The sequence below is a fragment of the Nocardia sp. NBC_01388 genome (assembly GCF_045040085.1).
Lineage (GTDB): Bacteria > Actinomycetota > Actinomycetes > Mycobacteriales > Mycobacteriaceae > Nocardia.
In genome coordinates this window covers 6,250,354-6,276,134 of the sequence record NZ_CP109553.1, presented here as the reverse complement: position 1 = coordinate 6,276,134, position 25,781 = coordinate 6,250,354, and the positions used below count along the sequence as shown (strand labels likewise).

Sequence of the window (25,781 nt, the reverse complement as noted above, 5' to 3'; positions counted from 1 at the left end):
GTCGTCGACTCGGGGCTTTTTCGCACGTGGTGGTTGTAGCTCGCCTGTGCGGCAGCGGGTTTCAGTGGTCCTCGCTTCCATTCCCCCCGTGCTGCACCCGCCGCAGCACCGCCAGTTGCGCGTGCTCGGCCTCGTGCTCCACGGCCGCGTTCGTATCCCGCTCCTCGGCCGGATCGGCGCGGAAGAAGCCGCCGGTGCCCGGCCGCCCGGCAATGCCGAGCTGGTTCATCTTCCGCGGCACCGTCGCACCCTGGTATTCGAGCGGAACCGGATGCCCGTGCGCGTCCACCGGTCCCAGCGGTTGATGCAGCTCGATGTACTCACCGTGCGGAAGTCGCCGCACCACACCGGTTTCGACGCCGTGCTCGAGCACCGCGCGGTCACCTCGCTGCAGGCCCAGGCAGAGCCGGTAGGCGGCGAAGTAGGCCAGCGGGGGCGCGATCAGCAGCCCGATGCGGAAGATCCACGTGGTGGCATTGAGCGAGATGTGGAAGTTCAGCGCGATGATGTCATTGACGCAGGCCAGCGTGAGCACCAGATAAAAGGTCAGCGACATGGCGCCGATCGCGGTGCGCACCGGCACATCTCGCGGTCGCTGCAGTAGATTGTGCCGGGCGCGATCGCCGGTCAGGCGTTTCTCGATCCACGGATAGCCGATGAGCAGGCCGAAGATGACCGGCATGGCGATCGCGACGGAGAAGGCGCCGGGCACCATATGGCCGAACAGGTGCAGCTCCCAGGCCGGGAAGAGGCGCAGGAAGCCGTCGGTCCACATCATGTAGAAGTCCGGCTGGGTGCCGGCGGAGACCTGAGAGGGGTTGTAGGGCCCCAGATTCCAGATCGGATTGATCTGCAGCAGCCCGCCCATGAGGGCCAGCACCGCCAGCGTGAAGGCGAAGAACGCGCCCTGGTCCAGGGAGAACACCGGCACGATGCGGGTGCCGACCACATTGCGCTCACTGCGCCCGGGGCCCGGATACTGCGTGTGCTTCTGGTACCAGACCAGGGCGATATGAGCGGCGATGAGCGCCAGCATGATTCCGGGGATCAGCAGCACGTGCGCGATGTACAGGCGCGGAATGATGATGGTGCCCGGGAAGTCACCGCCGAACATGAGCCACTGCAGCCAGGTGCCGATGACGGGCGCGCTCATGGTGATGCCCGCGAAGGCGGCCCGCAGTCCGGTGCCGGAGAGCAGATCGTCGGGCAGCGAGTAACCGAAAAAGCCCTCGAACATGGCCAGGATCAGCAGCACCGAGCCGATCACCCAGTTGGCCTCGCGGGGTTTGCGGAATGCGCCGGTGAAGAAGACGCGGCACAGGTGGATGATCATGGAGGCGCTGAAAAGTAGTGCGGCCCAATGATGTACCTGGCGCACGAACAGTCCGCCGCGGACGTCGAAGGAGATGCCGAGCGACGATTCGTAGGCGCGCGACATGGTGACGCCGCGCAGCGGCTGATAGTCGCCGTTGTAGACCACGTCCTTCATGGACGGATCGAAGTACAAGGTCAAATACACGCCGGAGAGCAGCAGAATGATGAAGCTGTAGAGCGCGATTTCACCGAGCAGGAACGACCAATGGGTCGGAAAGACTTTATTGATGGACCTTTTGAGGAATGCGGCGGCTTGATACCGCTCATCCGCTGCGTCGGCCTGTTCGGCCAGACGATTACGAGTTGCCATTTGCGGTCACCCGCCCCCGAAGAGATGGTAAGGCTTCTACTACACACGGTAGCACCCAGACGGGTTGGCCTGTAGCGGCTTTCGATAGGCTCCGGGAGTGAATTCCCTGGCGCCCCGGGACGCCACCATGTATTGGTTGTCCGCCCGCACCCGCAACGACCTCTTCCTGCTCTACTGCTTCGCGGACACCGGCAGGTCCACGGCTCGCCTCCGGGCGGAAGTGGCCGTCCGGGTTGCCGGTATTCCGGATTTGCTGGTGCGCGTGCTGGATGCTCCTGCAAACATTGCGTATCCGATTTGGGCGAATTGTGAATTCACACCGGACCAGTTCATCGACCACGAGTTGCCGGACGCCACCTGGGCCGACGTGACGAGCGCCCTGGGTGACCTGCTCGGCACCGGAGTCCGCGCCGCGCACCGCCCCTGGCGGTTGCACACCTTCCGGGGCGTCACCGGCGCACCGGGCTTCGCTCCCGGCGAGCCCGCTCTCGTAGTGGTCCTGCAACTTTCACACGCCCTGGCCGACGGCCGCCGCGCCGCCGCCCTCGCCCGCGCGCTGTTCGACGAGCCCGCCACCACCGATTCCGAGTCCGCGTCGGGCGGTGAGCTCGAGATCTCCTCTGCACCGGGCGGATTCGACGCGGCCTCGCTCGCGCGGGCCGCGCCGGCAGGCATCGGTGCTGCGGTGGCAGGCATCAGCGGTGCGCTGGAGGGCGTGGCGCGGCGGGCCGTGCGCCGGGTCGTTCCCAGCGGCGCGATCGCGGGTGTGCCGATCGACGGCTGGACGGCGACCGCCGCGGCGCTGCCGGTCGTGCCTATCGATATGGCGCGCACCGTGATTCGCGGGGTGGCCGCATTTCGTGCGGAGCGGCGGCTGGCCGACCTCGCCGCGGCCGGTGCGGTGTCGCCGCCCCCGCCGGGCGCACCGCCGAATCTCTTGAACGGCGGGGGCTCGTCCCCGAGTGCGCACGCGGTGCGCATGCTCGTCCACGATGCCGAGGCCCTGCGGGTCCCCGGCTACACCGTGACCGTGGTGGCGGCGACCGCCATCTCGCTTGCCCTGCAGCGCTATCTCGCGCAGCGCACCGAGTCCGTCGGCGTGCGAACTGAGTCCGTCGGCGTGCGAACTGAGTCCGTCGGCGAGCGAACTGAGTCCGTCGGCGAGCGAACCGAGTCCGTCGGCGAGCGAACTGAGTCCGTCGATGGGCGCACTGAGCCTGCTGAGACGCTGCTGGCCCAGATTCCGATGGCGGTTGCTGCGTCGGGCCGGGCCCGCAACAGCTACTCCGATCTCTCCGTGGATCTGGCGGTGCACGAACCGATGCTGTCGCGCCGCGCGGACCTGATCGCGGCCGAGCTGGCGGTTCGCAGGGAGCGCGCGCAACATCCACTGCAGGAGGCTCGCTCGCGGGTAGCCGACGCCATGCCCGCCCGGGTGCTGCACGGTGACGTGACTCACTATCCGATCGGGTCTCTCCCCGAACGAGTTTCGGGTCACACGGTGCTGTCCAGCGTCCACCGCGGCCCGGCCGACCTGTCCTTCGGCGCCGGCCGGGTGCGCTTCACCGCGGGCTTCCCGGGCCTCGGCTCGGTCATGCACCTGACCCACGGCGTCCACGGCCTCGGCGACACCGTGACGATCTCCGTGCACGCCGACCCGGCAGTGCTGCCAGACCTCGACGACTACGCCGATCTGCTGAATGTGGCGCTGTCAGAGGTCACTTCCTCGCTACGAGAGTCCGCGAGCCCGTGAACTGCTCAAAGGTCGCGGCCGTCCCGGTTCTGGACTGAGTGGAGCGGGGGAGCGCAGCGGAGGAGCGGAGGGAGGGAAGCGGAGGAGCGGAGGGAGGGAAGAACCGGGACCAGGGGCCGCGACCCCGCCGCAGCGAAGCGGAGGCCGAAAATACCGAGCCCCGCCCGGACTGAGTCCGGGCGGGGCCTTCGTGAGCGGAGGATAGGGGATTTGAACCCCTGAGGGCGTTAACCCAACCCGCGTTCCAGGCGAGCGCCATAGGCCACTAGGCGAATCCTCCGTCGAGCAATATACCGGCTGCCCCCCCGCCGAAAGCAAATCGCGGACTTCCGCGGTCGTTTCCGGCCGGCCCGATTACTTCTTCTTCAGCCCGTCGAGGACCTTCTGCACCTGCTGCTTGGCGACCGTGGCGACATCGTCCTTGGAGACCGGTTCGCCGGAGGCGCGGTTGAGGCTGATCTGGACCTTGACCGAGACATTGCTGTCCTTGACCGCGACCGTGTAGTCCACATCGTTGAACGAGGAGTAGTCGCGGGTCTCGGCGTGCCAGTAGCCCGCGGAGCCGATGCCGGTGACGTCACCCGAGGTGCGGCCGGAGCCGGTGGTGCCGGTGTCGTACTGCTTCCACGAGTCGTACTGCGGGCCGCCGTACGCACCGGTGAACTCCACATCGAGGGCGATGCGCGCGGTATTGGTCTGGTACTTGTCGGTGGCGGAGGCGCTGTAGTAATCGGCATTGCAGCTGGCGCGGCCGCCGGTGTAGTCGCTCGCCTTGGTTTCGGAGTGCTCCGGAGTGCTCTTCTGGGTGCTCGACCACTTGGCGAGCGCGGTCGGGTCGATCAGGCTGCAGGAGTTGGTGACCGTGTCCATGGAGTAGTTGCCGTCCATGTTCTTCTTCTTGTCGTCACCCAGCGGACTGATCGGCTTGTCCTTGCTGGTGAGCGCCAGGGCGCCGATGCCGATGCCGACGATCACGACCAGGCCGACCACACCGCCGATGATCCACGGCGTCTTGTTGCCGCCGCCGGGCGGACGCGGGGGAGTCCCGTAGTTGTAGCCGCCGTTCATCGGGGCCGGGCCGGGCTGCTGCTGCATATAAGGCTGCTGGCCGGGGTAGTTGTTCACCGGCGGCGGCATCTGCTGATGTGGCTGTGACATCTGCGGCGGCAGCTGCTGCTGCGGCGGAAAGGGCTGTGCCTGCGGCGTATACGGCATCCCCGCGGTGCCGTAGTTGAGCATGGTCGGATCGGCGCCGGTGACCGGCTGACCCGCCTCGGCTCCGGTGGGCGGGGTAGCCCACCACTGCGCGGTTTCCTGGTGGTTGGCGGGGTCCTGAGGGCCGCCCGGTCCTGGGTTGTTGCTTGTCACTACTGGTTTCCCCTCCGGTAACGAGCGGGTGCCCCCGCGATGTCGGTTGGATCGTAACGACCCCGTGCGGCAAGAGCATCGCTGAGCCGCTACACTGGCCGACGGATCCAGCGCGGCGCGCATCCTGTGAACTCCCCCAGGGCCGGAAGGCAGCAAGGGTCAATGGGCTCTGCCGGGTGCGCTGGGTCCTCTCTAATTTCTCCAGGTGTGCGGGCTGATATTTAGCTCCCCAGGGTGAGGTCCTACCAAGTAACGTGATCGCTGGGTCCGCCGCCATGCGCGCGGGACCCGCATACATTGCCCCTAGCCCCTGGAAAGGCTGTCTGATGCCCCGGCAAACGCAGATCGGTTTGATGAGCCATGCGGAGCTCGTGTCCGAACACGAATCGCAGACCGCGAACTACGCGAAGCTCCGGACCGAGAAGCTGACGCTGGACATTACGCGCGGAAAACCCGCGCCCGAGCAGCTGGATCTGTCACTGGATCTGCTCACGCTGCCGGGCGATGGCGATTACCGCGACGGCAATGGCACCGATGTGCGCAATTACGGTGGCCTGCACGGCTTGCCGGAGCTGCGTGCCATCTTCGGCGAGCTGCTCGGCATTCCGGTCTCGAACCTGCTGGCCGGCAACAATGCCAGCCTGGAGCTCATGCACGACGTGATCGTGTTCTCCATGCTGCACGGCGCGGTCGATTCGGAGCGGCGCTGGGTGGACGAGCCCGTCCTCAAGTTCCTTTGTCCCGCACCGGGTTACGATCGGCACTTCGCCATCACCGAAGCGCTCGGCTTCGAGATGATCCCGATCCCGATGGGCCACGACGGCCCGGACGTGCACGCCATCGCGGAGCTGGTGGCCTCGGACGCGAGCATCAAGGGCATCTGGGCGGTGCCGAACTACTCGAACCCGACCGGTGTCACCTTCTCCGAAGCCGTGACGCGGGAACTGGTTTCGATGCCGACCGCCGCACCGGACTTCCGCTTGTTCTGGGACAACGCCTACGCCGTGCATCCGCTGACCGATACCGCCGATCCGGTGCTCGATGTGCTGGGTCTGGCCGCCGCGGCCGGAAACCCCAACCGCCCCTACGTTTTCGCCTCCACCTCGAAGATCACCTTCGCGGGTTCGGGCGTGAGCTTCTTCGGGTCCGCCACCGCCAATCTGGAGTGGTACCTGAGCCATGCGGGCAAGAAGAGCATCGGCCCGGACAAGGTGAACCAGCTGCGCCATCTGCGCTTCTTCAAGGATGCCGAGGGTGTGCGCACCCATATGCAGAAGCATCGCGCCATCCTGGAGCCGAAATTCAAACTCGTGCTGCGGATTCTGGAGGACCGGCTGGGCGCATCCAAGGTGGCGTCCTGGACCGAGCCCAAGGGCGGCTACTTCATCAGCCTGGATGTGCTGGAGGGCACCGCGACCCGCGTGGTCGCACTGGCCAAGGAGGCGGGCATCGCCCTGACCCCGGCCGGTTCGTCCTACCCGTACGGAAAGGACCTGGAGGACAAGAATATTCGCCTCGCCCCCAGCTTCCCGTCCCTCGGTGAACTGGAAAAGGCCATGGACGGCGTCGCCACCTGCGTCCTGCTGGCAGCGACCGAGAAGCTCATTTCCGCCTCCTCGAACCTTTAGCGCACGGCTCGGGCGCCGCGACGGTTGGCAACGCGTGCCGGCGGTCAGGTGCGAATCGCGTTTCGGTCGTATCTGATGAGTTACCCGCAACTCACGAAATCAGTTGTCGCGAAACGTAGTTGCAGGAACGAGTCATAGAAAGTAGAAGGCCCGCACCGGATCGGTGCGGGCCTTGTTCGTTCGTTTCTCAGCCAGCTTTGTGTGCCAAGACCGCGAAGATGGTGACCGAAAGGTGGATATCGCCGGTTGCCGCACCGGCTTCCAGGTCGGCGATGAGTTGATCGCGCTGCGGGACGGTGATGGAGCCGCGGGCGACGGACATGTCCGCGATGCGGGCGACCAGTGCGCCGGCGCCGATGCCGCCGTCCTGGATGAGGGCGTGCGAGCCGATATCGTCCACGACCAGTCCGGCCTGGGTGAGCTGTCCGGCCAGTCGCCGTCCGGCGAAGGGGTTGGTGGTGCGGGCGATCATGGTCTCGATGACCTCGTGCACCACGTTCCGGTCACCCGGGTGGACGACGGCGGTGCCCCAGTCGCTGTCCAGGACGACCACTCGCCCGCCCGGCTTCAGCACGCGGGCGATCTCCGCGGCGGCGCGGGCCGGGCTGGTCAGGTGCTGGAAGACGCGTTCACACAGGGCGACGTCGAAGGTGTCGCTGCCGAAGGGCAGGCCGTAGGCGTCCCCGGAGGCGAACTTCGCGGCCGAACCGGTCTGCGCGGCGCGGCGTTCGGCGGCGGCACGCAGACCGGGGTCGGGTTCGACGCCGATCGCGGTGCCGTCCGGTCCGACCAGATCGGCGAAGGTGAAGACCTCGGACCCGGTGCCGGACCCGATGTCGACGGCGCTTTCGCCGGACTGAGTGGCCAGCGCTTCGTGCGCCCAGTTCCGCAGCCGCCGGATTCCCGGTAGCGCGGCCTGCAGATCTTGGACATCGACCAGTTGATCCTGGCCGTCGCTGTCGAATCGGTCCGGACGTAAGCCGGCCCCGGTGCCATCGTGCGGCTCGGTTCCCACTGTAGAAATAGCCATGGTGTCGGGCATGCCGCCGAGCCTAGTCGTGACCGGCGTCACCGCAAGGCAGGGCCGCGGTGGCCGGGCGATCGGTCCGGATTCCGGGCGGGATGGGATGATCTGACGATGGTGAGCCGCAAACTGTGCCTCGCGCAGGACCCCGAGGCGGACAAGCTGTTGTCGGACGACGACTTCGCTCTGCTGACCGGCATGCTGCTGGACCAGCAGTTTCCCATGGAGCACGCCTTCCGCGGCCCGCAGAAGCTGGCCGATCGGATGGGCGGCTTCGATATCCGGCGGATCGCCGATACCGATCCGGCGGAATTCGAGGAGCTGGCCTCCACCCCGCCCGCCATCCACCGCTACGGCCGTTCGATGGGCCGCCGGGTGCAGGAGCTGGCGCACTTCATCGTCGAGAACTACGATGGCAAGACCTCGGGCCTGTGGACCCTGGGTGATCCGGACGGCAAGGAAATCCTGAAGCGCCTCAAAGCGCTGCCCGGCTTCGGTGATCAGAAGGCCCGAATCTTCCTGGCCCTGCTGGGCAAACAGGGCGGCCTCACCGCCGGCGGCTGGCGCGAGGCCGCGGGCGCCTACGGCGAGGACGGCTCCCGGCGCTCCGTCGCGGACGTGACCGACGCCGAAACCCTCACGCAGGTACGGGAATTCAAGAAGCAGGCGAAGGCTGCCGCCAAGAAGGCCTGACGCGTCCGGAACCGTTCCGCGAGAAGCGATTACATGCCGGGTAGTGGATATGATTACGCCCGCCCGCCAGAATCAAGGTGGTTTTTAACCTCCAGCGAAATCGCTGGTTGCTTGATGCTTGCCGCTATCAGTTCGTTTCAGGCAGTGGCGAGGAAGCAGTACCAAATGAAGATGAGGGAATTAACCGGGATCGCGGCACTTGCGATCGCGGCATCAGTCGCACCGTTGGCGACGGCCGGAGCAGCTCCGGCTGCACCGGACAACGGTGTAATCAATTACTCGGCAACGAATTCCGACAAGAACACGGTGATCTCCACCGACGCGGGTTCGCTGGCCGTCGAGAACGGTGTGTTCAAGATCGAGGCCGCCAATGGGACGACGGTCGCCGGCGCCGAATTGAGCTTCCGGGTAGACGATTTCGTCTTCCCGATCGCCGCGGAGATCAAGGACAACGTCGCGACGCTGACCCCGCAGTTCGACGTGGACCACGCTGTCTACCAGCCCGTCGACCTGCCGTTCCAGGACACCGCGCCGTGGAAGACCCCGTACGACCGTGAGCAGGCCGCCTGGAACCGCCTCAAGGACACCATCGCGACCGGCGCCACCATCGGCACCCTCGTCGGTGGCATCAGTGGCGCGGCCATCGGTTGCGTCATCGGTGGCGTTGTCGGCGCCGGTGCTGCCGCTGCCGCGATCGTCGGCCTGTTCGGCCCGATCGTTCCCGCCGCCGTGCTCGGCTGCCTCGGTGGCATGGCTGCCATCGGCTTCCTGGGCACCCTTGCCGGTCAGCTGCTCGTGACCGCTCCGGTCGCCATCCTGGCTGCCGTGCAGTACTTCACGACGATCAACGCGCCGTTCAACGGGGCCAAGTAGACAGACACGCGATTCGGAGCGCGTCCGGCGCACCGAATTCCGGCGAACCCGCTCGACCACCATGGTCGGGCGGGTTCGCCCGTTTTGGGATCGTGGTGAATTCAAACCTGTTGGGGAGTGAGCCCGGTGGTGGAGTGTGGTGATGTGGTGCTGCGGCCGCTCGCGCTCACCGCCGCGCTGCCGTACCTCGCCGCCGTCGCGCCCACCCTGCGTGCGCGGCTCGGCCTCCCGCGCCCCGCCAATCGCTACGCCAGCGCCTGAGGAGAGCCATGCCGGAACATCCGATACGCAAGCAGATTCACCTCGCCGCGCACTTCCTGGGCGTCAACCACAACACGGTCTGGTCCGATCCCGGCTCGGGCAGTCAGATCGACTTCGACTCCGCCACCTGCTCGATCGCACCGGCCGAGAACCGGGAGACGGTGGAAGCGTACCGTGCGGCCTTCCGGCCCTCGGCCCGCTACGCCCGCCCCTATCCGGTGGTGTCGGCGGATGTGGTGGTGGCAGAGGATGATGCGACGGCTCAGCGACTGGCCTCCAGTTACGGCCACTGGGTGTACAGCATTCGCAGCGGCGCCGGTGCGGCCGAATACCTCGACCCCGCCGCCGCACCGCCGCTCACCGGTCCGCAGCGCCGCCTGGTCGACGACCGCGTCACCACCCAGTTCGTAGGTTCGGCCGCCTCGGTCGCGGAGCGGCTGCGCGCACTGCAACGGCTCACCGGCGCAGACGAACTCGTGATCACCAGCGTCACCCACGATCACGAGGATCGACTGAACTCGCACCGCCTGCTCGCCCGCGAATGGGGACTGTCGCACATTCGCGCGGCCTGAGATCTCTCCGCCGCTCGCCGAGGAAGGGGACTCCGCAGGCGAGTGGAGGGAGAAGCCGCATCTGCGCCGATGGGCCGACCGTAGACGCGGCACAGGATCGGGCGCGGGCCGTCGACCGCCCGGACCCGATCCGCTATATCCGGCGAGGGTTATCCCGTTGTGCCGGTCACGAAATTGTCATGATGCGGCCCGTTGAATACCTCCCATGAAGAAAACACTCACCATCGCCGCCCTCGCTCTCGCCGCCGCCGGTCTGGGCACCGGACTGGCCAATGCCGAGACGCTGCAGGTCGATGGCAGCTACGCCTCCGCCGCAGGCTGCGATGCGGACGGCTCCAACGGCAGCTTCCACGCCAACGGTGTACAGCTGCGCGGCGAAGACGGCTGGCAGTACCGCTGCGACCAGGGCAGCGACGGCCAGTGGTACATGACCATCTTCCGCTGACCTGAAACACGCTGTGGGTTGAAGCATGAAAAAGGCCCGGCCGATAATCCGGCCGGGCTTTTCCGAATTCAGGACCGCGTCACCCCGGCATGCTTGTGGCGGGGATCCAGACTCTCAGGCGTACAAGGACTTTCAGCGCCCGGTGCGGGTGGCGCGGCGCATGGCCGAGACCGGATCGGCGTAGAAGACGCTGAGCGAGGTCACGGCGGCGGCGAACTCCTGCACCCGGCCGCCGAAGCGGCTGATCCGCAGATCGGCGGCGTGCAGCGTGGTGCTCTCGGCGAAAGCCTTTGCCACCCGGTTCATTCCGGGGCGGTAGCCGGTGAAGGCCTGGCCGCCCAGCACCACTCGATCCGGATTGAACATATCCCGCACCAGTGCCGCGGTGCGGCCGAGGATTTCGGCGCGCTCGAGCAGCAGATCACGCGCCGCGACCGAACCGCCGTCGGCGGCGCGGTACAGATCGGTGATCACCGGGCGGCGCGGGGCCTCCGGCTTGGGCAGTACGCCCTGGCGCACCGCACGCTCCAGGAAGAAGCGCTCACCGATGGTGGCCTCCAAGCAGCCGCGCCGGCCGCAGGTGCAATCGGCATCCGAGCCGGTCGGCAGGTGCGCGATGGAGCCGGGGCCATTGGCGGGGGTGTGCACCCGATCATGCAGTGTCACCGCGATACCCGCGGTTTCGCGAGCGTAGATGTAGAGGCTGCTGCCCGGGCGCGGTCCCTCGCCCGGCTCCCGGCCGGCGAGCAGCAGTTCGGAGGCCGCCATCGCCTCGACATGCGCCGAGACCGACACCGGCAGATCGAGAATGCTGCTGAAGACGGCGGCGACGGGCGCGGCCTGCCAGCCGAGCCGCGGGTGATCGACGACCCCGGCCGCCGGATCCACCCGGCCGGCCAGCGCCACACCGGTCCACAGCGGGCGGCGGCGTGGCAGTCGATCCAGGAAGGCCTTGGCGCTGCGCGCCACTATGGTGAGCGCCGCGTCCTGACCTGTTTGGGGAGTGGCGATTTCGAGTCCGCCGAGAATCTTGCCGGACAGATCCGCGGCCACGATGCGGGTGAGGGTGGAGCCGATGTGCACACCCACGGTGACAAACGAATCGGTATCGACCTCGAAGGGCACGCGGGGTCGGCCGACCGCGCCGGAGACGGTGAGATCGGCGCGCTCGCGCAGCAGTCCGACCGAAAGCAGTGCCGACACTTGGCGATTCACGGTGGCAATGCTGAGTCCGGTGGACTGTGCGGCGATATCGCGGAAGATCGGACCGCGGGCGGCGGCGCGCAGTACGGCGGCCGCCGGGTTATCGGTGATGCGCAGCTCCGGCGGCACCGCGGGCCGGGCCGGAGCCAGGCGCGCGGTGGTGACGGAAGCGGAATGGGTGCGTTCGAGCGTGGGGCTGGTCATTTCGAAGTCCTCGCTGCAGTCCCGCGTACAGCCGACGGGACGGATGCCTAGATGAAAAATTCAGCGGGGGCAGCGAGGATGCCCGGACTCGAGTGAATCGGGGAATCAGTACTCGGCTGCGCGACGGCAGGGACAACACAGTTCCCGCTGCAGTGGCAGCCGTACACCCAGCGCAACGGTCACATACGTGACGTGCGCGGCATGGGGACGACTTGCAGACATGCATTCAAGCTAACACTGCACTCGAGCTGAACGGAATCCATCTGTCCACATCTCGAGAAATGAGTGGCAGCTCACTCGATACCACTCCACTCCTCGGTACATACCCGCACACGCATTCCGATCAGCGTGATTACAAGTCACAGCCCAGGTCGGCGGGGTGGCGCAATAGCCGAAATCCCGCGCATCTCGGCTCCTTACCGCACTCGCCCGGCTCGGCAATGCCGAGGACACCCCCACACTGTCCGCAGCACTGCGTGATTCGGCCTGGCAGGTCCGCGCGAAGGCGCAGCCCGGGGCCTGCCCTCGGCGGGCCCCGATCTGGCCGCAAAACCGCTACAGGCCGCCCTCGCCGACGTTCATCCGGACGTCCGCAAGGCCGCCGTCCTCACCCTCAGCAGCTGGCCCGAATCCGCAACCGCCCGCGTCACTCTGGAATCGGCCCTGGAAGACACCGAGGCCGACGTTCGCGCCTACGCCCGCCGCGCCCTGGCGGTCCACGCTGGAACCTGACCGAGCCGCCCGTCGTCCCGGCATGCTTTCGGCCGGGATCCACACCGGCCGAAGGACTTAGTTGAACAGATGCTCCAACTCCGTAATGAAGTAGGGGAAGTGGGCGGCGAAGCGGTGTAGGTCGCGGTCGCCTTCGAAGCCGCCGAACCAGTAGAGGCCGGGGGTGCCGTCGGCGGTGGGGTCCAGTTCGCGGAAGGTGCGCACCCACTGATCGGTGCGCCGCCCGGCCACCATGAAGGGCAGGGCGCGGGAGAACACCATCTCCTGATCCGGTGCGGGAATCTGCTGTGGCACAACCGCATCCAGACCGCGCAGCATCGCCTGCACCCGGCCGGTCAGCTCCCGGCCCAGTGCCGTGCGGGACGGGAGATAGCGGGGGAGCAGCAGGGCGGCCACGCCGGCGAGCGCGAGCGCCACACCGATCAGCGCATGTCCCGGGCCCAGAGCCAGTCCGATGGTGGTGGCCACGCCGGCGAGGATCAGCGCGACGCCCAGCCAGAATTCGAAACCGCGCCGGGTGCGATCGATGAAAGCCCCACGCGCCGTGGCATCGTCGATGAGCGCCTTGCGCACCGCGGTCGCGGGCACCTTGCCGCTGAGCTCCGACAGCAGCACCGAATCCGTGCCCACGGGCAGCAGCACCGAGTACACCGTCCGCTCGTAAGCGGTCAGCTGCTCATCCGCCGGGTTCATCCGAGTGATCCGCCAGGCCGAATCACCCACGGCCGCAATCCAGACATAGCTGCGAACCGCCAGGTCCACCACGGTCGCCGCCATATCGGGGGCGTCCACATGGCCGTCCACCAGCAGTCCGGCGGTCCCGGGCAGTACCGCGTCCGGTGAGGTGAACTCCACCCGATTGCCCTCGCGCAGCAGCGGATCGAGCGTTTCGGATCCGCCCGGCGTCGTGCGCCGCGCCCACACCACATATCCGGCGGCGGCCGCCAGCGCGGCCAGCAGCACCGCGAACGCCGCCAGCACCGGACCGGTCACCGAAAACGGGCCCGGCGCATTGTCATCGGCGATATCGGCGTTCGCCTTCACCGTGCCCGCCGGTACCTGCAGCGTCACATCGATGACATCGCCCTTGTGCAGGCCGGTCTTGTCGAGATGCGCGACGCCGTCCGGCTCGACCCGAATATCCGCGCAGTCCTCCGGCTTTCCGGGCGGGCCGATGGTGCACTTGGTGACGCCCATCCGGAAATCGGGACTGGTCACGGTGACGCTGATGGACGCCACATCGGTATTCAGCACGCCGGTCCAGTGGAACAGCTGCGCACCGGTGGTCTCGGTGACCGTGTTGTGCACCGTGTACTTGAACGTCACCTGCCCCGGCCGGGCATCGAGGGTGAACCGGTCGTCCGCGACCGCCGCGTCGCCGTCGCCGTCGGCCTTGATATCGGTGACCTGGAAATTGCGCTGCACCGCATCGGTGACCTGCACCCGCAGCGGCAGCACCTGCCGGAATTCGCTGCCCACAGGCACTTCCACGGTTTCGGTGACGCGCAGCAGACCGTCGTCACCGAGGTCGACATCGGCGGTGATCCGCACACCGTCGCTGGGCTGCGCATGGGCGGCAGGCGCGATTACTCCTGCCAGAGCGAGCAGCAGCGCGACGAGAGCGCCCCCCCGAAAAATCTGCATGGAAGGCTACTTTAGACAGCTTGCTATTCTTCCTCAGCGGCTGTCGGATATCGCAGAGAACGAGGGGGTGCGGGGGATGACTCGCCCACCGTCCGGATACGGACCGATTCCCCCCGGGGGTTGGCCGCCTCAACCCGACCCGCGACGCCCGCAGCAACCCGGATATCCAGGACAACACGGACAGCCGCCGGGCCAGCCGATGCAGCCGTCCGGACCCACCGCACCGCCCACTGGATTTCCGGCACAGCCCGGCTATCCACAGCAGCGTCCGGTTTATCCACAGCGACAAGGTTTTCCGCCGCAGCAGGGCTACGGTCCGCCGCCCGGATACCGTCCGCCCGGCTACGGCCAGTCGATGCCACCCGCCTACCGGCAGCCCCTGCCGCCGCCCACCGCGGGCTTCCAGATCGGCATGCCGCCACCGCAGCGCCCGGCGCCGCCGCGCCGCGGCCGCTGGGGCGCACTGGTTGTCATCTTCGTACTGCTGGTGACCGCCGCCCTGGTGCGCACCGCCGTCTCCCACGGCCTGAACCACCTCGGCGCCGGTAGCCCCGGTGACAAGGTGCAGACCACCTATACGAACTCACCCGACGACAACGCCGGTGTCCCCAAGACCTCGGACAATCCGCTGGTCACCGATGACAGCTACACGCTCATCCCCGAACGCTGTAACTACTCGCCGTGGGGCACCCAGGTCGACACCGCCCGCAAGTTCTTCGAAACGGCCGCAAGCTGTCTCGCCGAAGCCTGGAAGCCGCTCTTCGACGACATCAAGCTGCCGTTCGTACCGCCCAAACTGAACGTCTCGGCGACCACCAGTGGCATCACCACCCTGTGCACCGGCAACAGCACCAACTTCGCCGCCTTCTACTGCTCGGCCGACCAGACCATCTACATGCCGGTCAGCCAGCTGCAGACCGATATCTACAAGGACAACTGGGTGGTCTACCTGTCGGTGTTCGCGCACGAATACGGACATCACGTACAGGCGGAATCCGGCATCCTGGGCAAGGTGCATCAGGAGCGCCGTGACGCGGGAGCGACCAGCGCCACCGGGCTCGAGCTCTCGCGCCGAACCGAATTGCAGGCCAACTGCTTCGACGGCATGTTCCTTGCGTCCTCGAACAACGGCGGCTCACTGACCTCCGCGCAGGCCGGTGTGGCCCGCAACGATATGTTCCACCGCGGCGACGCTCCCGGCGATATGCGCGACCACGGGACCTCGAACAGCGGCGGGACCTGGTGGGCGCTCGGCTACGACAAAAACCGTACGGCGCAATGCAATACATTCGGCGCGGCCGCGAACAAGGTGAATTGACCTGAGCATCGAGAACGGCCGGGGTGGCGAATGATTCGCCACCCCGGCCCTGGTCGTACAACTCAGTGCCCGAACGCAACTCAGTGCCCGAACGCAACTCAGTGCCCGAACGCAACTCAGTGCCCGAACGCAACTCAGTGCCCGAACGCAACTCAGTGCCCGAACACGATTCAGTGCCCGAACGGTCCGTCTCCGAGGCGGCGCGGTGCGCCGTGCCCGTGCACGCCCTCGGCGTACGCGGTCTCCGCGTGCAGTGCGAAGTCGATGCCGCCGATCTCGTCCTCGCGGCTGATCCGGAAACCGATGGTCTTGTCGATCAGCTTGCCCAGCGCGAAGGTCACCCCGAAGGCGAACGCCGCCACCACGATCACGCCCACCGCCTGCTTGCCCAGCTGCCCGAGCCCGCCGCCGTAGAGCAGGCCCTGCGGGCCGTTGTCACCGGTCATCGCCCGATTGGCCAGGAAGCCGATGAGCAGGGTGCCGACAATGCCGCCGACGAAGTGCACGCCGACCACATCGAGCGAATCGTCGTAGCCGCCCTTGAACTTCCAGCCCACCGCGAACGAACACACCAGGCCCGCAACCAGACCCACGATCAGCGCGCCCATGGTGTTGGTATAGCCGCAGGACGGGGTGATGGCGACCAGACCGGCCACCGCGCCCGAGGCCGCACCGAAGGTGGTCGGCTTACCGTCGCGAATCTGCTCGACGATCAGCCAGCCCAGCATGCCGAGGCAGCCCGCGACCAGTGTGTTCAGGAAGACCGCCGCCGCGGTGCCGTTCGCGGCCAGCGCCGAACCGGCATTGAAGCCGAACCAGCCGAACCACAGCAGGCCCGCGCCCAGCAGCACGAAGGGCAGATTGTGCGGGCGCATGGCATCCATCTTGAAGCCGACCCGCGGACCCAGCACCAGCGCCAGGGCGAGCGCCGAAGCGCCCGAGGCGATCTCGACCACCAGACCGCCCGCGAAGTCCAGGGTGCCCAGCGAGGCCAGCCAGCCGTCCGGAGTCCACACCCAGTGTGCGATGGGGGCGTACACGATGAGCGCCCAGACCGGTACGAAGATCATCCACGCCGAGAACTTGGCGCGATCGGCGATGGCGCCGCTGACGAGGGCGACGGTGAGAATGGCGAAGGTCAGCTGGAAGGTGACGAACAGCAGCTCCGGAATTCCGCTCGCGGCATGCACGGTCTTCGGGTCGATTCCCGAAAGTCCGATATGTCCGAGATTTCCGATTAGACCGCCGCCCGCATCATCTCCGAAGGCGAGGCTGTATCCCGCAACCAGCCACGCCACCGTCACCAGCGGAATGGAAATGAAGCTCATCATGAGCATATTGAGCACACCGCTGGAGCGCACCATGCCGCCGTAGAAGATGGCCAGCCCCGGTGTCATGAGCAGCACCATGGCCGTGGCTGCGAGCAGCCAGGCCGTGGCCGCCGGGTCGATGGTCGTGGTCATGGAGTAACTCCCTTCGCGCGTTATCGCGTTGCAGGGAAGTTACCGAATCCTCACGTTTCGGCGCTGTTACGAAAATGAGGAATCGGATACCTGTCCGTAACAGCCTCAGCTATTGCGTTCCCGGCCTTTGCGGGCAAGTACGCGCATTCCACGCGGTCCCGGCACTGGCAGATCCTCCTCGAGCGCCATCCACTCGGCCGTCGTCAGCCATCGCTGCTGTGCCCGCGCGTCGGCTGTGTCATTGAACACCCGCCGCCCGCGATCGTCGCGCAGCTCGTACGCCAGCACCGACCAGCGCGGCGGCCGGCCGTTCTCCGCCACTTGATCTCGCAGATATGCCGTGACCAGTGCGCCGAGCGTATTCACCGGCCGCAGCGAAACCCGATTGCCGTACCGCGCGGCATGGAAACGCCTTCCGGCGCACAGGGATCGGGGTGTCGCGCTGTAGGCGATCCAGCCGGCGCGCTGCGCCCGCTCGATCAGCCACAGATGTTTGACCGCGGCGGGCGGGATATCGCCGACCCGATCGCGGATGAGGTCGAAGACCGGTTCCGACAGCAGGATGTCGCGCCGGGTCGGCCCGGTGCCGTGCGCGGTCCAGTATTCGTCGGTGAGCTTGGCCAGCACCCGGCCGAAATCCTCGACGCTGCGCTGTGCGCGGCGGCCCAGGCGTTCGATGCGCTCGGCCTCGGCGCGCATATCGTTCTGCACGATGAGGGTCTGGATGGCCGCCAGCGTCGGCACCTGGCCGCGCTGTAGCAGCTCCAGAATGGCGCCCGCTGTGGCCGGATCGGCCGCTGCCGATACCGGTAGCGAAGCGCGCTTGATGTCGTAGTTCTCTGGGCTGATGGCTCGACTGAGCAATCCGACCGCGGCGAGATCGCCGGCGAATTCGGTGCTGGAGAGCCAGGCTTCTGCAATGTCGTCGTGCGACGGCACGGGGAGTTCCTCCGGAAAATTTGGTTGTGCCCCGGTCGGGATGAGGGACCGGCCGGGGCCACCAACCTGATGAAGGTTTGGCTACCGAAGTTGCCGAGTTCCACGGTAGCCAAACGATTGCGATCTTGCTGCATCGGTTGATGTGATCGTTATGTCCGGTCTGCCGAGTTGAAACCGAATGCGCATCCGTAAACGGTGATCTTGGGTGAAGGCCGCGTCCGGCTATCGCCTCAGGAGGACGCGCTAAGAATTTGCCCGCTTGGACAACCAATACCGAGTTCAGTCCGGTCGGTATCGAACAGGCGCGCGGATTGCATGTGACATGGATCACAGAAGAATTAGGTTTGGCTGGCCCGCCTCATGGTAGTGGCCCGCCCGGATCTGGCCTGACGGAGCGTGGGAGCGAAGCGGAGGAGCGGAGGAGGGAAGATCCGGGTAACAGGGCCGCGAACCCGCCGCAGCGAAGCGGAGGCAATGAAACAGAGTGTCGGAGGTACTCGGTACCCTCAGAAGCCGTGGCTCTGTACCGGAAGTACCGACCGGCAACGTTCGCTGAAGTGGTGGGGCAGGAGCACGTCACCGAGCCCCTGAGTACCGCGCTCGACACCGGGCGGATCAGTCATGCCTACCTGTTCTCCGGACCGCGCGGATGTGGCAAGACCTCCTCCGCGCGCATCCTGGCGCGCTCGCTCAACTGTGTGGAGGGTCCGACCTCCACGCCGTGCGGGGTCTGCCACTCCTGTGTCGCGCTGGGCCCCGGCGGGTCCGGCAATCTCGATGTCATCGAGCTCGACGCGGCCAGCCACGGTGGTGTCGACGACACCCGGGAACTGCGCGATCGCGCCTTCTACGCCCCGGCCGAATCCCGGTACCGCGTCTTCATCGTCGATGAGGCGCACATGGTGACCACTGCGGGCTTCAACGCGCTGCTCAAGATCGTCGAAGAGCCGCCCGCCCACCTGATCTTCGTCTTCGCCACCACCGAGCCGGAGAAGGTCCTCCCGACCATTCGCTCCCGCACGCACCACTACCCGTTCCGGCTGCTGCCGCCCGCCACCATGCGCGGGCTGCTCGGCAAGATCTGCGACCAGGAAAACGTCCAGGTCGAAGAGTCCGTGTACCCCTTGGTGATTCGGGCCGGCGGCGGCTCCCCGCGCGACAGCCTCAGCGTCCTCGACCAGCTGCTCGCGGGCGCGGGTCCCGAAGGCGTCACCTACCCCCGGGCCGTCTCGCTGCTCGGCGTCACCGACGTGGCACTGATCGATAACGCGGTCGAGGCCCTCGCGACCTCCGACGGCGCGGCCTTGTTCGGCACGATCGACCATGTCGTCGAGGCCGGCCACGACCCCCGCCGCTTCGCCACCGACCTGCTCGAACGCCTCCGCGACCTCATCCTCATGCGCGCCGTCCCGGACGCCGTCGAACGCAATCTCGTCACCGGCCCCGGCGACGTCCTCGACCGCATGCACGACCAGGCCCAGCGCATCGGCCCCGCCACCCTCACCCGATACGCCGAACTCCTGCACGAGGGCCTCGGCGATATGCGCGGCGCCACCGCCCCCCGCCTCCTCCTCGAGGTCGTCGCGGCCCGCATGCTCCTCCCCGCCGCCACCGACACCGAGGTAGCCACCCTCCAACGCCTGGAAACCCTCGAACGCCGCATGGCAGGCGGCGCCCTCCCCGCCGGCAACTCGACCCCCGCCGCCCGCCCGGCTGCGCCCCCGGCCTCCCAAGCTCCCTCGCCCGCACCGCCTTCCGGCGAGCCCCGCCGCCGAGGCGCGGAAGCCCTCGCCGCCCTCCGCGGCAATCGCGGTGAAACCCCCACTGCCCCAACCCCTCCCCAGCAGTCAGCTATGCCGAGCCAGGCTCCGCGGACGGCCTCACCTGCCGCCGCGCCGCGCCAGGACCCGCAGGCATCCCAATCCGCGCCGGCTCGCCCCGCGGTGGACTCGCCCGCCGCACAGGCCGTGCAGCCCCCGCGGGCCGTCCGGCCCGCGACGGCTGCGGCACAACCTTCGGCCCAGCCCGTCACGGCGCCGTCGGCGGCTCCGCAAGCGGTCAGGCCCATCGTGCCTGCTCAGGACGAGTCCGCTCAGCCCGCCGCGCCCGCGTCGAAGCCCGAGGTGGCCAGTGGTGCGAGCGCGGCAGCAGGCGCTGCTGCGACTGTGCCACAGGGTGATTCGCCGCAGCCTGCCCAACAGGTCGCGGTTCGTCCGCCCGAAATGAGTGCCGCCCGCGTCCCGGTCGGCGACGCCGCCCCGGCGAGCATCGCCACCCCGTCCGCGGAAACGCTTGCCCAGCAGCCTGTTTCCGTGCCGCCCGCCGAGGTCGTGGTGCAGGCCGCAATGGCCGAGGGCGCCGCACAGGAACCGGGGTCCGCCGCCCCGAGCACGCGCACGGCCGATTCCGCCGATGCGACGCAGGCCGCCGATTCCGCTGTGCAGGCCACCAGGCCTCCGGCCGAAACTTCTGCGCAGCAGTCTGTTTCCAGGCCGCCCGCCGAGGTCGTGGTGCAGGCCGCAATGGCCGAGGGCGCCGCACAGGAACCGGGGTCCGCCGCCCCGAGCACGCGCACGGCCGATTCCGCCGATGCGACGCAGGCCGCCGATTCCGCTGTGCAGGCCACCAGGCCTCCGGCCGAAATTTCTGCCCAGCAGTCTGTTTCCAGGCCGCTCGCCGACATTGTGGCGCCGGTCGCGACGGCCGAGAGCGTCACGCGGAGCACCCGCACGGCTGATCCCGCCGATTCGGCGCATATCGCCGGGTCCGCTGTACAGGCAGAAGCCCCTGCGCAGCAGCCTGTTTTCGTGCCGCCCGCGACTGTGGTTGCTCGAGCAGCGCTCGCCGATGATGCGTCGGCGCTTTCCGCTCGTGCGCAGGAAGTGAAATCGACTGCGGAGGAGTCTGATTCGGCCGCCGAGGCGGTGCCGGATGCAGGGCGCGGTTTGGCGATGACAGTTGTCGATGTTTCGGTGGATCCGGTTCAGACAGCGCTGGGGGTGGAGCCCGCCGAGGTGACGCGGGGCTCCGGGGCCGCTGAGGACGAAGCTCCGGGGTTCGCGTTCTCGGTCCAGGCTGATGGCGGTCCCGCGTTCGAAGATGTGCCGTTGTTCGATGCAGCCGATATTGCGCAGGCGCAAGACAGTGCCGCCTCGGCGGCTGTGTCGCAGGTGGAGCAGCCAGTGGGAGCCGAGCCCGTCGCAGTCGTGAATTCCGCTGCGGCCGGTACTGATTCGGGCGCTGAGACTTTCGATATGGCGCCGGTGCTGGACTCCGAGCCGGTGAGTGCGGCTGACACCGGTGCTGAGGCGGCGGTTTCCGCGCCGGTGGAAGAGGTTGCGCCGGTTGTGGATGCGCCCGCGGCGCCGGAGGTTGTGCCTGCGGGGCTTGACGGTGATGAGCTGCTGCGGGAGATCGAGGGGGCCTGGGCCGATATTCGGGCCAAGGTGCGGGAGTTCGGGGCCACGGTGCAGGCGATGCTGTCCGGGGCTTCGGTGTCTCGGATCGATGGGCAGCTGATTGTTTTCGCGCATCCCAATGAAATGTTGGCGCAGCGGCTGGCGCAGCCGCAGAACGTGCAGGCGGTGCGGTCGGCGGTACAGGCCGTGCTCGGGCGCGATCATGACGTGAAGTGGGAGGTCGGGGGTGCGGGTGCGCCCGCGGCCGCGAAGAGTGCGGGGAAGGGGCCGGCCGCGGGCGGGGATACCGCACCGAAGAAGGCGGCGGCGAAGTTCTCGCGGCCCAGCCAGTCCAAGAGCGCGACGGCGAGTGCCGGTGCGGCGACGGTCGTCACGGATGGGACGGACTGGGGCAACGGCCCTACCGGAGGTGGCGCAGTTGCGACGGCCGCGGTGAGCCCGCTCCCGGTGGTGGAGGTGTCGGCCCCCGCCGAACCGCGGGTCTTCGAGCGTCCCGCCGCGCCCAGGAATACCCCGCCGGAAGACGATATTCCGCTGCCGGACGGCCCGGACCTTCCGGACGACCCGGGGCCCGCGGACTACTCGCCAGTAGGTTATGACAGCGTCCCACCTGCTATTACGCCGGAGGACGAGCGCGAGATGATGGCGGAGGCAGCCGTGCCGGTGCCCCCGGAGGAGCGCCGCGACCCTGATGATGTGGCCTTGGAACTCCTGCGCGCCGAATTGGGGGCCACTCCGCTGGAGGGTTGACAGTTGCCCTGTGAGACGCATTAAGTTAACCGGAGTTCGCATTGGGCGGTACTATGATCGGGTGGCCGTGAGTATCGGTTCGGCGAAGTTCTAAGGTATGCCCAGGCGTACGGGTTACCTGCGAGCGCGTCGGTCGGCTCGTGAGGCTGTTTGTACAGCGTCAGACGGTTGGTCGAGAGGCTGACCGGCGAGGTTATGGCTACGTGCTGACCGCACAACGCGGTGTCGGCGCACCTTAAGGAAGGAAAAACTCCGATATGACCACAGAGGCCTACATTTACGAGGCCATCCGCACCCCGCGCGGCCGCAACAAGAAGGGGTCGCTGCACTCGGTCAAGCCGATCGATCTGACCACCGGTCTGGTCGAAGAGCTGCGGAAGCGCTTCCCGAATCTCGATGAGGATCGGATCTCGGACATCATCCTGGGTGTCGTCTCCCCCGTGGGTGACCAGGGCGCCGATATCGCCCGCACCACGGTGCTCACCGCCAAGCTGCCCGACACCGTCGGCGGCATTCAGATCAACCGCTTCTGCGCCTCCGGCCTCGAGGCCGTGAACCTGGCTGCCCAGAAGGTCCGCTCCGGCTTCGATGACCTGGTCATCGCCGGCGGCGTCGAGTCCATGTCCCGCGTGCCGATGGGCTCCGACGGCGGCGCCATGTTTATGGACCCGGCCACCAGCTTCGACTCCTACATTGTCCCGCAAGGCATTTCGGCCGACCTCATCGCCACCATCGAGGGCTTCACCCGCGATGACGTCGATGCCTACGCCGTCCGCTCGCAGGACCGCGCCGCCGACGCCTGGAAGAACGGTTACTTCAACGGCTCCGTCGTTCCGGTCAAGGACATCAACGGCCTGACCGTGCTGGACAACGACGAGCACATGCGTCCCGGCACCACCGCCGCCGACCTGGGCAAGCTGAACCCGGCCTTCGCCGGCATCGGCGAGATGGGCGGCTTCGACGCCGTCGCCATGCAGCGCTACACCTACGTCGAGGCCATCAACCACGTGCACCACGGTGGTAACTCCTCCGGCATCGTCGACGGCGCCGCGCTGGTGCTCGTCGGCTCCGAAGAGGCCGGCGCCGCTTCGGGTCTGACCCCGCGTGCCCGCGTCGTCGCGACCGCCACCTCGGGTGCGGACGCCACCATCATGCTGACCGGCCCGACCCCGGCCGCCTTCAAGGCGCTCGCCAAGGCCGGCCTGACGGTCGATGACATCGACCTGTTCGAGATCAACGAGGCCTTCGCCTCCGTCGTCCTGAAGTTCCAGAAGGACCTGGCGATCCCGGACGAGAAGCTGAACGTCAACGGCGGCGCGATCGCGATGGGCCACCCGCTGGGTGCCACCGGCGCCATGATCACCGGCACCATGGTCGACGAGCTGCACCGTCGCAACGCCCGTTACGCACTGGTCACCCTGTGCATCGGCGGCGGCATGGGCGTCGCCACCATCATCGAGCGCGTCTAACGCCCACCGACTTTTCTCGAGGAGAACCAAACACAATGACTGAGAACATGATCGGCTGGGAAAAGGACGCCGACGGCATCGTCGTGCTGACCATGGACGACCCCAACCAGGGCGCCAATACGATGAACCAGCTGTACAAGGACTCCATGAAGGCGACCGTCGATCGCCTGGAGGCCGAGAAGGACGACATCACCGGTGTTGTCATCACCTCCGCGAAGAAGACCTTCTTCGCCGGCGGTGACCTCAAGAACATGATGAAGACCACGCCGGAGAACGCGGCGGACATCATGGCGGAGCTCACCAGCATCAAGGGCGACCTGCGTCGTCTCGAGCAGCTGGGCAAGCCGGTCGTCTCCGCGATCAACGGCGCTGCCCTCGGCGGCGGCCTGGAGATCACCCTCGCGACCCACTACCGCATTGCCGCCGACGTCAAGGGCGTGCAGCTGGGCCTGCCCGAGGTTTCCCTCGGCCTGCTCCCGGCCGGTGGCGGCGTCACCCGCATCACCCGCATGCTGGGCATTGCCAACGGCCTCATGGGTGTTCTGTTGCAGGGCAACAAGTTCACCCCGGCCAAGGCCAAGGCCACCGGCATCATCAACGAGGTTGTCGGCTCGATCGAAGAGCTGATCCCGGCCGCCAAGGCGTGGATCAAGGCCAACCCGGACAAGGGCGTGCAGCCCTGGGATGTCAAGGGCTACAAGATCCCCGGCGGCACCCCGTCCACCCCGGCGCTCGCCGCCAACCTGCCGGCCTTCCCGGCCAACCTGCGCAAGCAGATCAAGGGTCAGAACATGCCGGCGCCGCGCGCCATCATGTCGGCCGCGGTCGAGGGCGCCCAGGTCGATTTCGACAATGCCTCGCTGATCGAGTCGCGCTACTTCGTCTCGCTGCTGACCGGCCCGGTCGCGAAGAACATGATCCAGGCGTTCTTCTTCGATCTCCAGTCGATCAACAACGGCGGTTCGCGTCCCAAGGACGTGCCGAAGCGTGAGATCAAGAAGATCGGCGTCGTCGGCGCGGGCATGATGGGCGCGGGCATCGCGTACGTCTCCGCCAAGGCCGGTTACACCGTTGTGCTCAAGGACGTCACCATCGAGGCGGCCGAGCGCGGCAAGAACTACTCCGAGAAGATCGAGGCGAAGGCGCTCTCGCGTGGCAAGACCACCGAGGAGAAGTCCAAGGAGCTGCTGGCCCGGATCACCCCGACCGCCGATGCCGCCGATTTCGCCGGCGTCGACTTCGTGATCGAGGCCGTCTTCGAGAAGCCCGAGCTCAAGAACGCGGTCTTCCAGGAGATCGAGGACATCGTCGATCCCGACGCGCTGCTGGGCTCGAACACCTCGACCCTGCCGATCACCCTGCTGGCCAATGGTGTGAAGCGGTCCGAGGACTTCATCGGCATCCACTTCTTCTCCCCCGTGGACAAGATGCCGCTGGTCGAGATCATCCGCGGCGAGAAGACCTCGGACGAGGCGCTGGCCCGGGTGTACGACTACACCCTCGCGATCCGCAAGACCCCGATCGTGGTCAACGACAGCCGCGGCTTCTTCACCTCGCGCGTGATCGGCACGTTCATCAATGAAGCGATCATGATGCTTCAGGAGAACATCGATCCGGCGACCATCGAGCAGGCCGGTCTGCAGGCCGGTTACCCGGCGGCGCCGCTGAAGCTGAGCGATGAGCTCAACTTCGAGACGATGAACAAGATCTTCAAGGAGACCAAGGCCGCCGCCGAGGCCGAGGGCAAGGTCATCTCGGCCGCCTCGCTCGCGTCGGGCAATGTCATCGACACGATGATCGACAAGTTCGATCGCAAGGGCAAGCTCGGCGGCGCCGGCTTCTACAACTATGTCGACGGCAAGACCGCCGGCATCTGGGAGGGCCTGCGCGAGGCCTTCGGTTCCAAGCGTGAACTGCCCGAGGGCGTTTCGCTGCAGGACCTGAAGGACCGCATGCTGTTCATCGAGGCCATCGAGACCCAGAAGTGCTTCGACGAGGGTGTGCTGACCACCACCGCCGACGCCAATATCGGCTCGATCTTCGGTATCGGTTACCCGGCCTGGACCGGTGGCGTGCACCAGTTCGTCGTCGGCTACCCGGGCGGCACCGCCGGCTTCGTGGCTCGCGCCGATGAGCTGGCCGCCAAGTTCGGTGAGCGCTTCGAGGTTCCGGCTTCGCTGCGTAAGTAGTACGAGCGCTGTCACCGCCCCCCAGGGGGCGGTGACACGCCTTGATTCGAGCCGGGCCCGGGTTGCGGAATCGCGATCCGGGCCTTGTCGTTTGTATAGGTATGGGCGTGAGCAGCTGGGAGCGTGGCGTGCGGGCGATTACCGCACACT

At 67.2% G+C, this 25,781-nt stretch carries 17 protein-coding genes, 1 tRNA gene, 1 other RNA gene and 2 pseudogenes; 13 read left to right on the top strand and 8 right to left on the bottom strand.

Annotated features, from left to right (window positions below; genetic code table 11):
- Positions 1 to 61: 61 nt before the first annotated feature.
- The gene (locus OG716_RS30250; RefSeq protein ID WP_405133915.1) at positions 62 to 1,684 is read right to left on the bottom strand and encodes a cytochrome bc complex cytochrome b subunit; all 1,623 of its coding nucleotides are present in this window, start codon (positions 1,682 to 1,684) and stop codon (positions 62 to 64) included.
- A gap of 97 nt (positions 1,685 to 1,781) precedes the next feature.
- Between OG716_RS30250 and OG716_RS30245 the strand changes: the two genes are divergently transcribed.
- Positions 1,782 to 3,437, top strand: coding sequence for a hypothetical protein (locus OG716_RS30245; protein WP_405133914.1), 1,656 nt, complete (start codon positions 1,782 to 1,784; stop codon positions 3,435 to 3,437).
- Between the two features lie 195 nt (positions 3,438 to 3,632).
- On the opposite strand, the gene OG716_RS30240 is transcribed toward OG716_RS30245, so the two are convergent.
- A tRNA-Ser gene (locus tag OG716_RS30240) sits at positions 3,633 to 3,717 on the bottom strand.
- 74 nt (positions 3,718 to 3,791) lie between these two features.
- A complete protein-coding gene (locus OG716_RS30235; RefSeq protein ID WP_405133913.1) occupies positions 3,792 to 4,805 on the bottom strand; it encodes a hypothetical protein in 1,014 nt (337 codons plus the stop codon).
- 100 nt (positions 4,806 to 4,905) lie between these two features.
- Here OG716_RS30235 and ffs point away from each other — a divergent pair.
- Both ffs and OG716_RS30225 read left to right on the top strand, forming a co-directional pair.
- An RNA gene (gene ffs, locus OG716_RS30230) (signal recognition particle sRNA small type) lies at positions 4,906 to 5,000 on the top strand.
- A gap of 131 nt (positions 5,001 to 5,131) precedes the next feature.
- A complete protein-coding gene (locus OG716_RS30225) occupies positions 5,132 to 6,433 on the top strand; it encodes an aminotransferase class I/II-fold pyridoxal phosphate-dependent enzyme (protein ID WP_405133912.1) in 1,302 nt (433 codons plus the stop codon).
- A gap of 187 nt (positions 6,434 to 6,620) precedes the next feature.
- Here OG716_RS30225 and OG716_RS30220 read toward each other — a convergent pair whose 3' ends face one another.
- The gene (locus OG716_RS30220) at positions 6,621 to 7,463 is read right to left on the bottom strand and encodes a methyltransferase domain-containing protein (RefSeq protein ID WP_405140010.1); all 843 of its coding nucleotides are present in this window, start codon (positions 7,461 to 7,463) and stop codon (positions 6,621 to 6,623) included.
- A gap of 108 nt (positions 7,464 to 7,571) precedes the next feature.
- Between OG716_RS30220 and OG716_RS30215 the strand changes: the two genes are divergently transcribed.
- The 5 genes and pseudogenes from OG716_RS30215 to OG716_RS30195 all read left to right on the top strand — a co-directional run bounded on the left by OG716_RS30215 (position 7,572) and on the right by OG716_RS30195 (position 10,301).
- Positions 7,572 to 8,150, top strand: a complete 579-nt coding sequence (locus tag OG716_RS30215) for an HhH-GPD-type base excision DNA repair protein (RefSeq protein ID WP_405133911.1) — start codon at positions 7,572 to 7,574, stop codon at positions 8,148 to 8,150.
- Positions 8,151 to 8,315: 165 nt separating this feature from the next.
- Complete coding sequence (locus OG716_RS30210) at positions 8,316 to 9,023, top strand: hypothetical protein (RefSeq protein WP_405133910.1); 708 nt, start codon at positions 8,316 to 8,318, stop codon at positions 9,021 to 9,023.
- A gap of 117 nt (positions 9,024 to 9,140) precedes the next feature.
- Entirely contained in the window at positions 9,141 to 9,284 is a 144-nt protein-coding gene (locus tag OG716_RS30205) for a hypothetical protein (RefSeq protein ID WP_405133909.1), read from the top strand.
- Positions 9,285 to 9,439: 155 nt separating this feature from the next.
- Positions 9,440 to 9,856: pseudogene (locus OG716_RS30200) on the top strand (LLM class flavin-dependent oxidoreductase); the annotation flags it as partial.
- Positions 9,857 to 10,061: 205 nt separating this feature from the next.
- Positions 10,062 to 10,301, top strand: a complete 240-nt coding sequence (locus OG716_RS30195) for a hypothetical protein (protein WP_405133908.1) — start codon at positions 10,062 to 10,064, stop codon at positions 10,299 to 10,301.
- A gap of 132 nt (positions 10,302 to 10,433) precedes the next feature.
- Here the strand turns inward: OG716_RS30195 and OG716_RS30190 are convergent, their stop codons facing one another.
- Complete coding sequence (locus OG716_RS30190) at positions 10,434 to 11,708, bottom strand: ROK family protein (RefSeq protein ID WP_405133907.1); 1,275 nt, start codon at positions 11,706 to 11,708, stop codon at positions 10,434 to 10,436.
- 486 nt (positions 11,709 to 12,194) lie between these two features.
- On the opposite strand from OG716_RS30190, the gene OG716_RS30185 reads away from it, so the two are divergent.
- Positions 12,195 to 12,440, top strand: coding sequence for a HEAT repeat domain-containing protein (locus OG716_RS30185; protein WP_405140008.1), 246 nt, complete (start codon positions 12,195 to 12,197; stop codon positions 12,438 to 12,440).
- Positions 12,441 to 12,497: 57 nt separating this feature from the next.
- Here the strand turns inward: OG716_RS30185 and OG716_RS30180 are convergent, their stop codons facing one another.
- Positions 12,498 to 14,084 (bottom strand): DUF2207 family protein, encoded by a 1,587-nt coding sequence (locus OG716_RS30180; RefSeq protein WP_405133906.1) that lies wholly within the window; start codon positions 14,082 to 14,084, stop codon positions 12,498 to 12,500.
- A 355-nt stretch (positions 14,085 to 14,439) separates the two neighbouring features.
- Between OG716_RS30180 and OG716_RS30175 the strand changes: the two genes are divergently transcribed.
- Positions 14,440 to 15,402, top strand: a complete 963-nt coding sequence (locus OG716_RS30175) for a neutral zinc metallopeptidase (RefSeq protein WP_405133905.1) — start codon at positions 14,440 to 14,442, stop codon at positions 15,400 to 15,402.
- A gap of 170 nt (positions 15,403 to 15,572) precedes the next feature.
- On the opposite strand, the gene OG716_RS30170 is transcribed toward OG716_RS30175, so the two are convergent.
- Entirely contained in the window at positions 15,573 to 16,865 is a 1,293-nt protein-coding gene (locus OG716_RS30170) for an ammonium transporter (RefSeq protein ID WP_405133904.1), read from the bottom strand.
- A gap of 105 nt (positions 16,866 to 16,970) precedes the next feature.
- Complete coding sequence (locus OG716_RS30165; protein WP_355125701.1) at positions 16,971 to 17,804, bottom strand: hypothetical protein; 834 nt, start codon at positions 17,802 to 17,804, stop codon at positions 16,971 to 16,973.
- A 515-nt stretch (positions 17,805 to 18,319) separates the two neighbouring features.
- Between OG716_RS30165 and OG716_RS30160 the strand changes: the two are divergent.
- The 3 genes and pseudogenes from OG716_RS30160 to OG716_RS30150 all read left to right on the top strand — a co-directional run.
- A pseudogene (locus OG716_RS30160) lies at positions 18,320 to 19,915 on the top strand (DNA polymerase III subunit gamma and tau); the annotation flags it as partial.
- Positions 19,916 to 22,230: 2,315 nt separating this feature from the next.
- Complete coding sequence (locus OG716_RS30155) at positions 22,231 to 23,442, top strand: acetyl-CoA C-acetyltransferase (RefSeq protein WP_327143203.1); 1,212 nt, start codon at positions 22,231 to 22,233, stop codon at positions 23,440 to 23,442.
- 35 nt (positions 23,443 to 23,477) lie between these two features.
- Positions 23,478 to 25,631: a 3-hydroxyacyl-CoA dehydrogenase NAD-binding domain-containing protein gene (locus OG716_RS30150; protein ID WP_405133903.1), complete on the top strand. Its 2,154-nt coding sequence runs from the start codon at positions 23,478 to 23,480 to the stop codon at positions 25,629 to 25,631.
- Positions 25,632 to 25,781: the final 150 nt, after the last annotated feature.

Excerpts from the sequence above, each read along its gene's own strand:
- OG716_RS30220 (WP_405140010.1), bottom strand. The coding sequence starts at position 7,463 with ATGGCTATTTCTACAGTGGGAACCGAGCCGCACGATGGCACCGGGGCC.
- OG716_RS30170 (WP_405133904.1), bottom strand. The coding sequence starts at position 16,865 with ATGACCACGACCATCGACCCGGCGGCCACGGCCTGGCTGCTCGCAGCC.
- OG716_RS30225 (WP_405133912.1), top strand. The coding sequence starts at position 5,132 with ATGCCCCGGCAAACGCAGATCGGTTTGATGAGCCATGCGGAGCTCGTG.
- OG716_RS30195 (WP_405133908.1), top strand. The coding sequence starts at position 10,062 with ATGAAGAAAACACTCACCATCGCCGCCCTCGCTCTCGCCGCCGCCGGT.
- OG716_RS30210 (WP_405133910.1), top strand. The coding sequence starts at position 8,316 with ATGAAGATGAGGGAATTAACCGGGATCGCGGCACTTGCGATCGCGGCA.
- OG716_RS30175 (WP_405133905.1), top strand. The coding sequence starts at position 14,440 with ATGCCACCCGCCTACCGGCAGCCCCTGCCGCCGCCCACCGCGGGCTTC.
- OG716_RS30250 (WP_405133915.1), bottom strand. The coding sequence starts at position 1,684 with ATGGCAACTCGTAATCGTCTGGCCGAACAGGCCGACGCAGCGGATGAG.
- OG716_RS30180 (WP_405133906.1), bottom strand. The coding sequence starts at position 14,084 with ATGCAGATTTTTCGGGGGGGCGCTCTCGTCGCGCTGCTGCTCGCTCTG.
- OG716_RS30215 (WP_405133911.1), top strand. The coding sequence starts at position 7,572 with ATGGTGAGCCGCAAACTGTGCCTCGCGCAGGACCCCGAGGCGGACAAG.
- OG716_RS30150 (WP_405133903.1), top strand. The coding sequence starts at position 23,478 with ATGACTGAGAACATGATCGGCTGGGAAAAGGACGCCGACGGCATCGTC.
- OG716_RS30190 (WP_405133907.1), bottom strand. The coding sequence starts at position 11,708 with ATGACCAGCCCCACGCTCGAACGCACCCATTCCGCTTCCGTCACCACC.
- OG716_RS30155 (WP_327143203.1), top strand. The coding sequence starts at position 22,231 with ATGACCACAGAGGCCTACATTTACGAGGCCATCCGCACCCCGCGCGGC.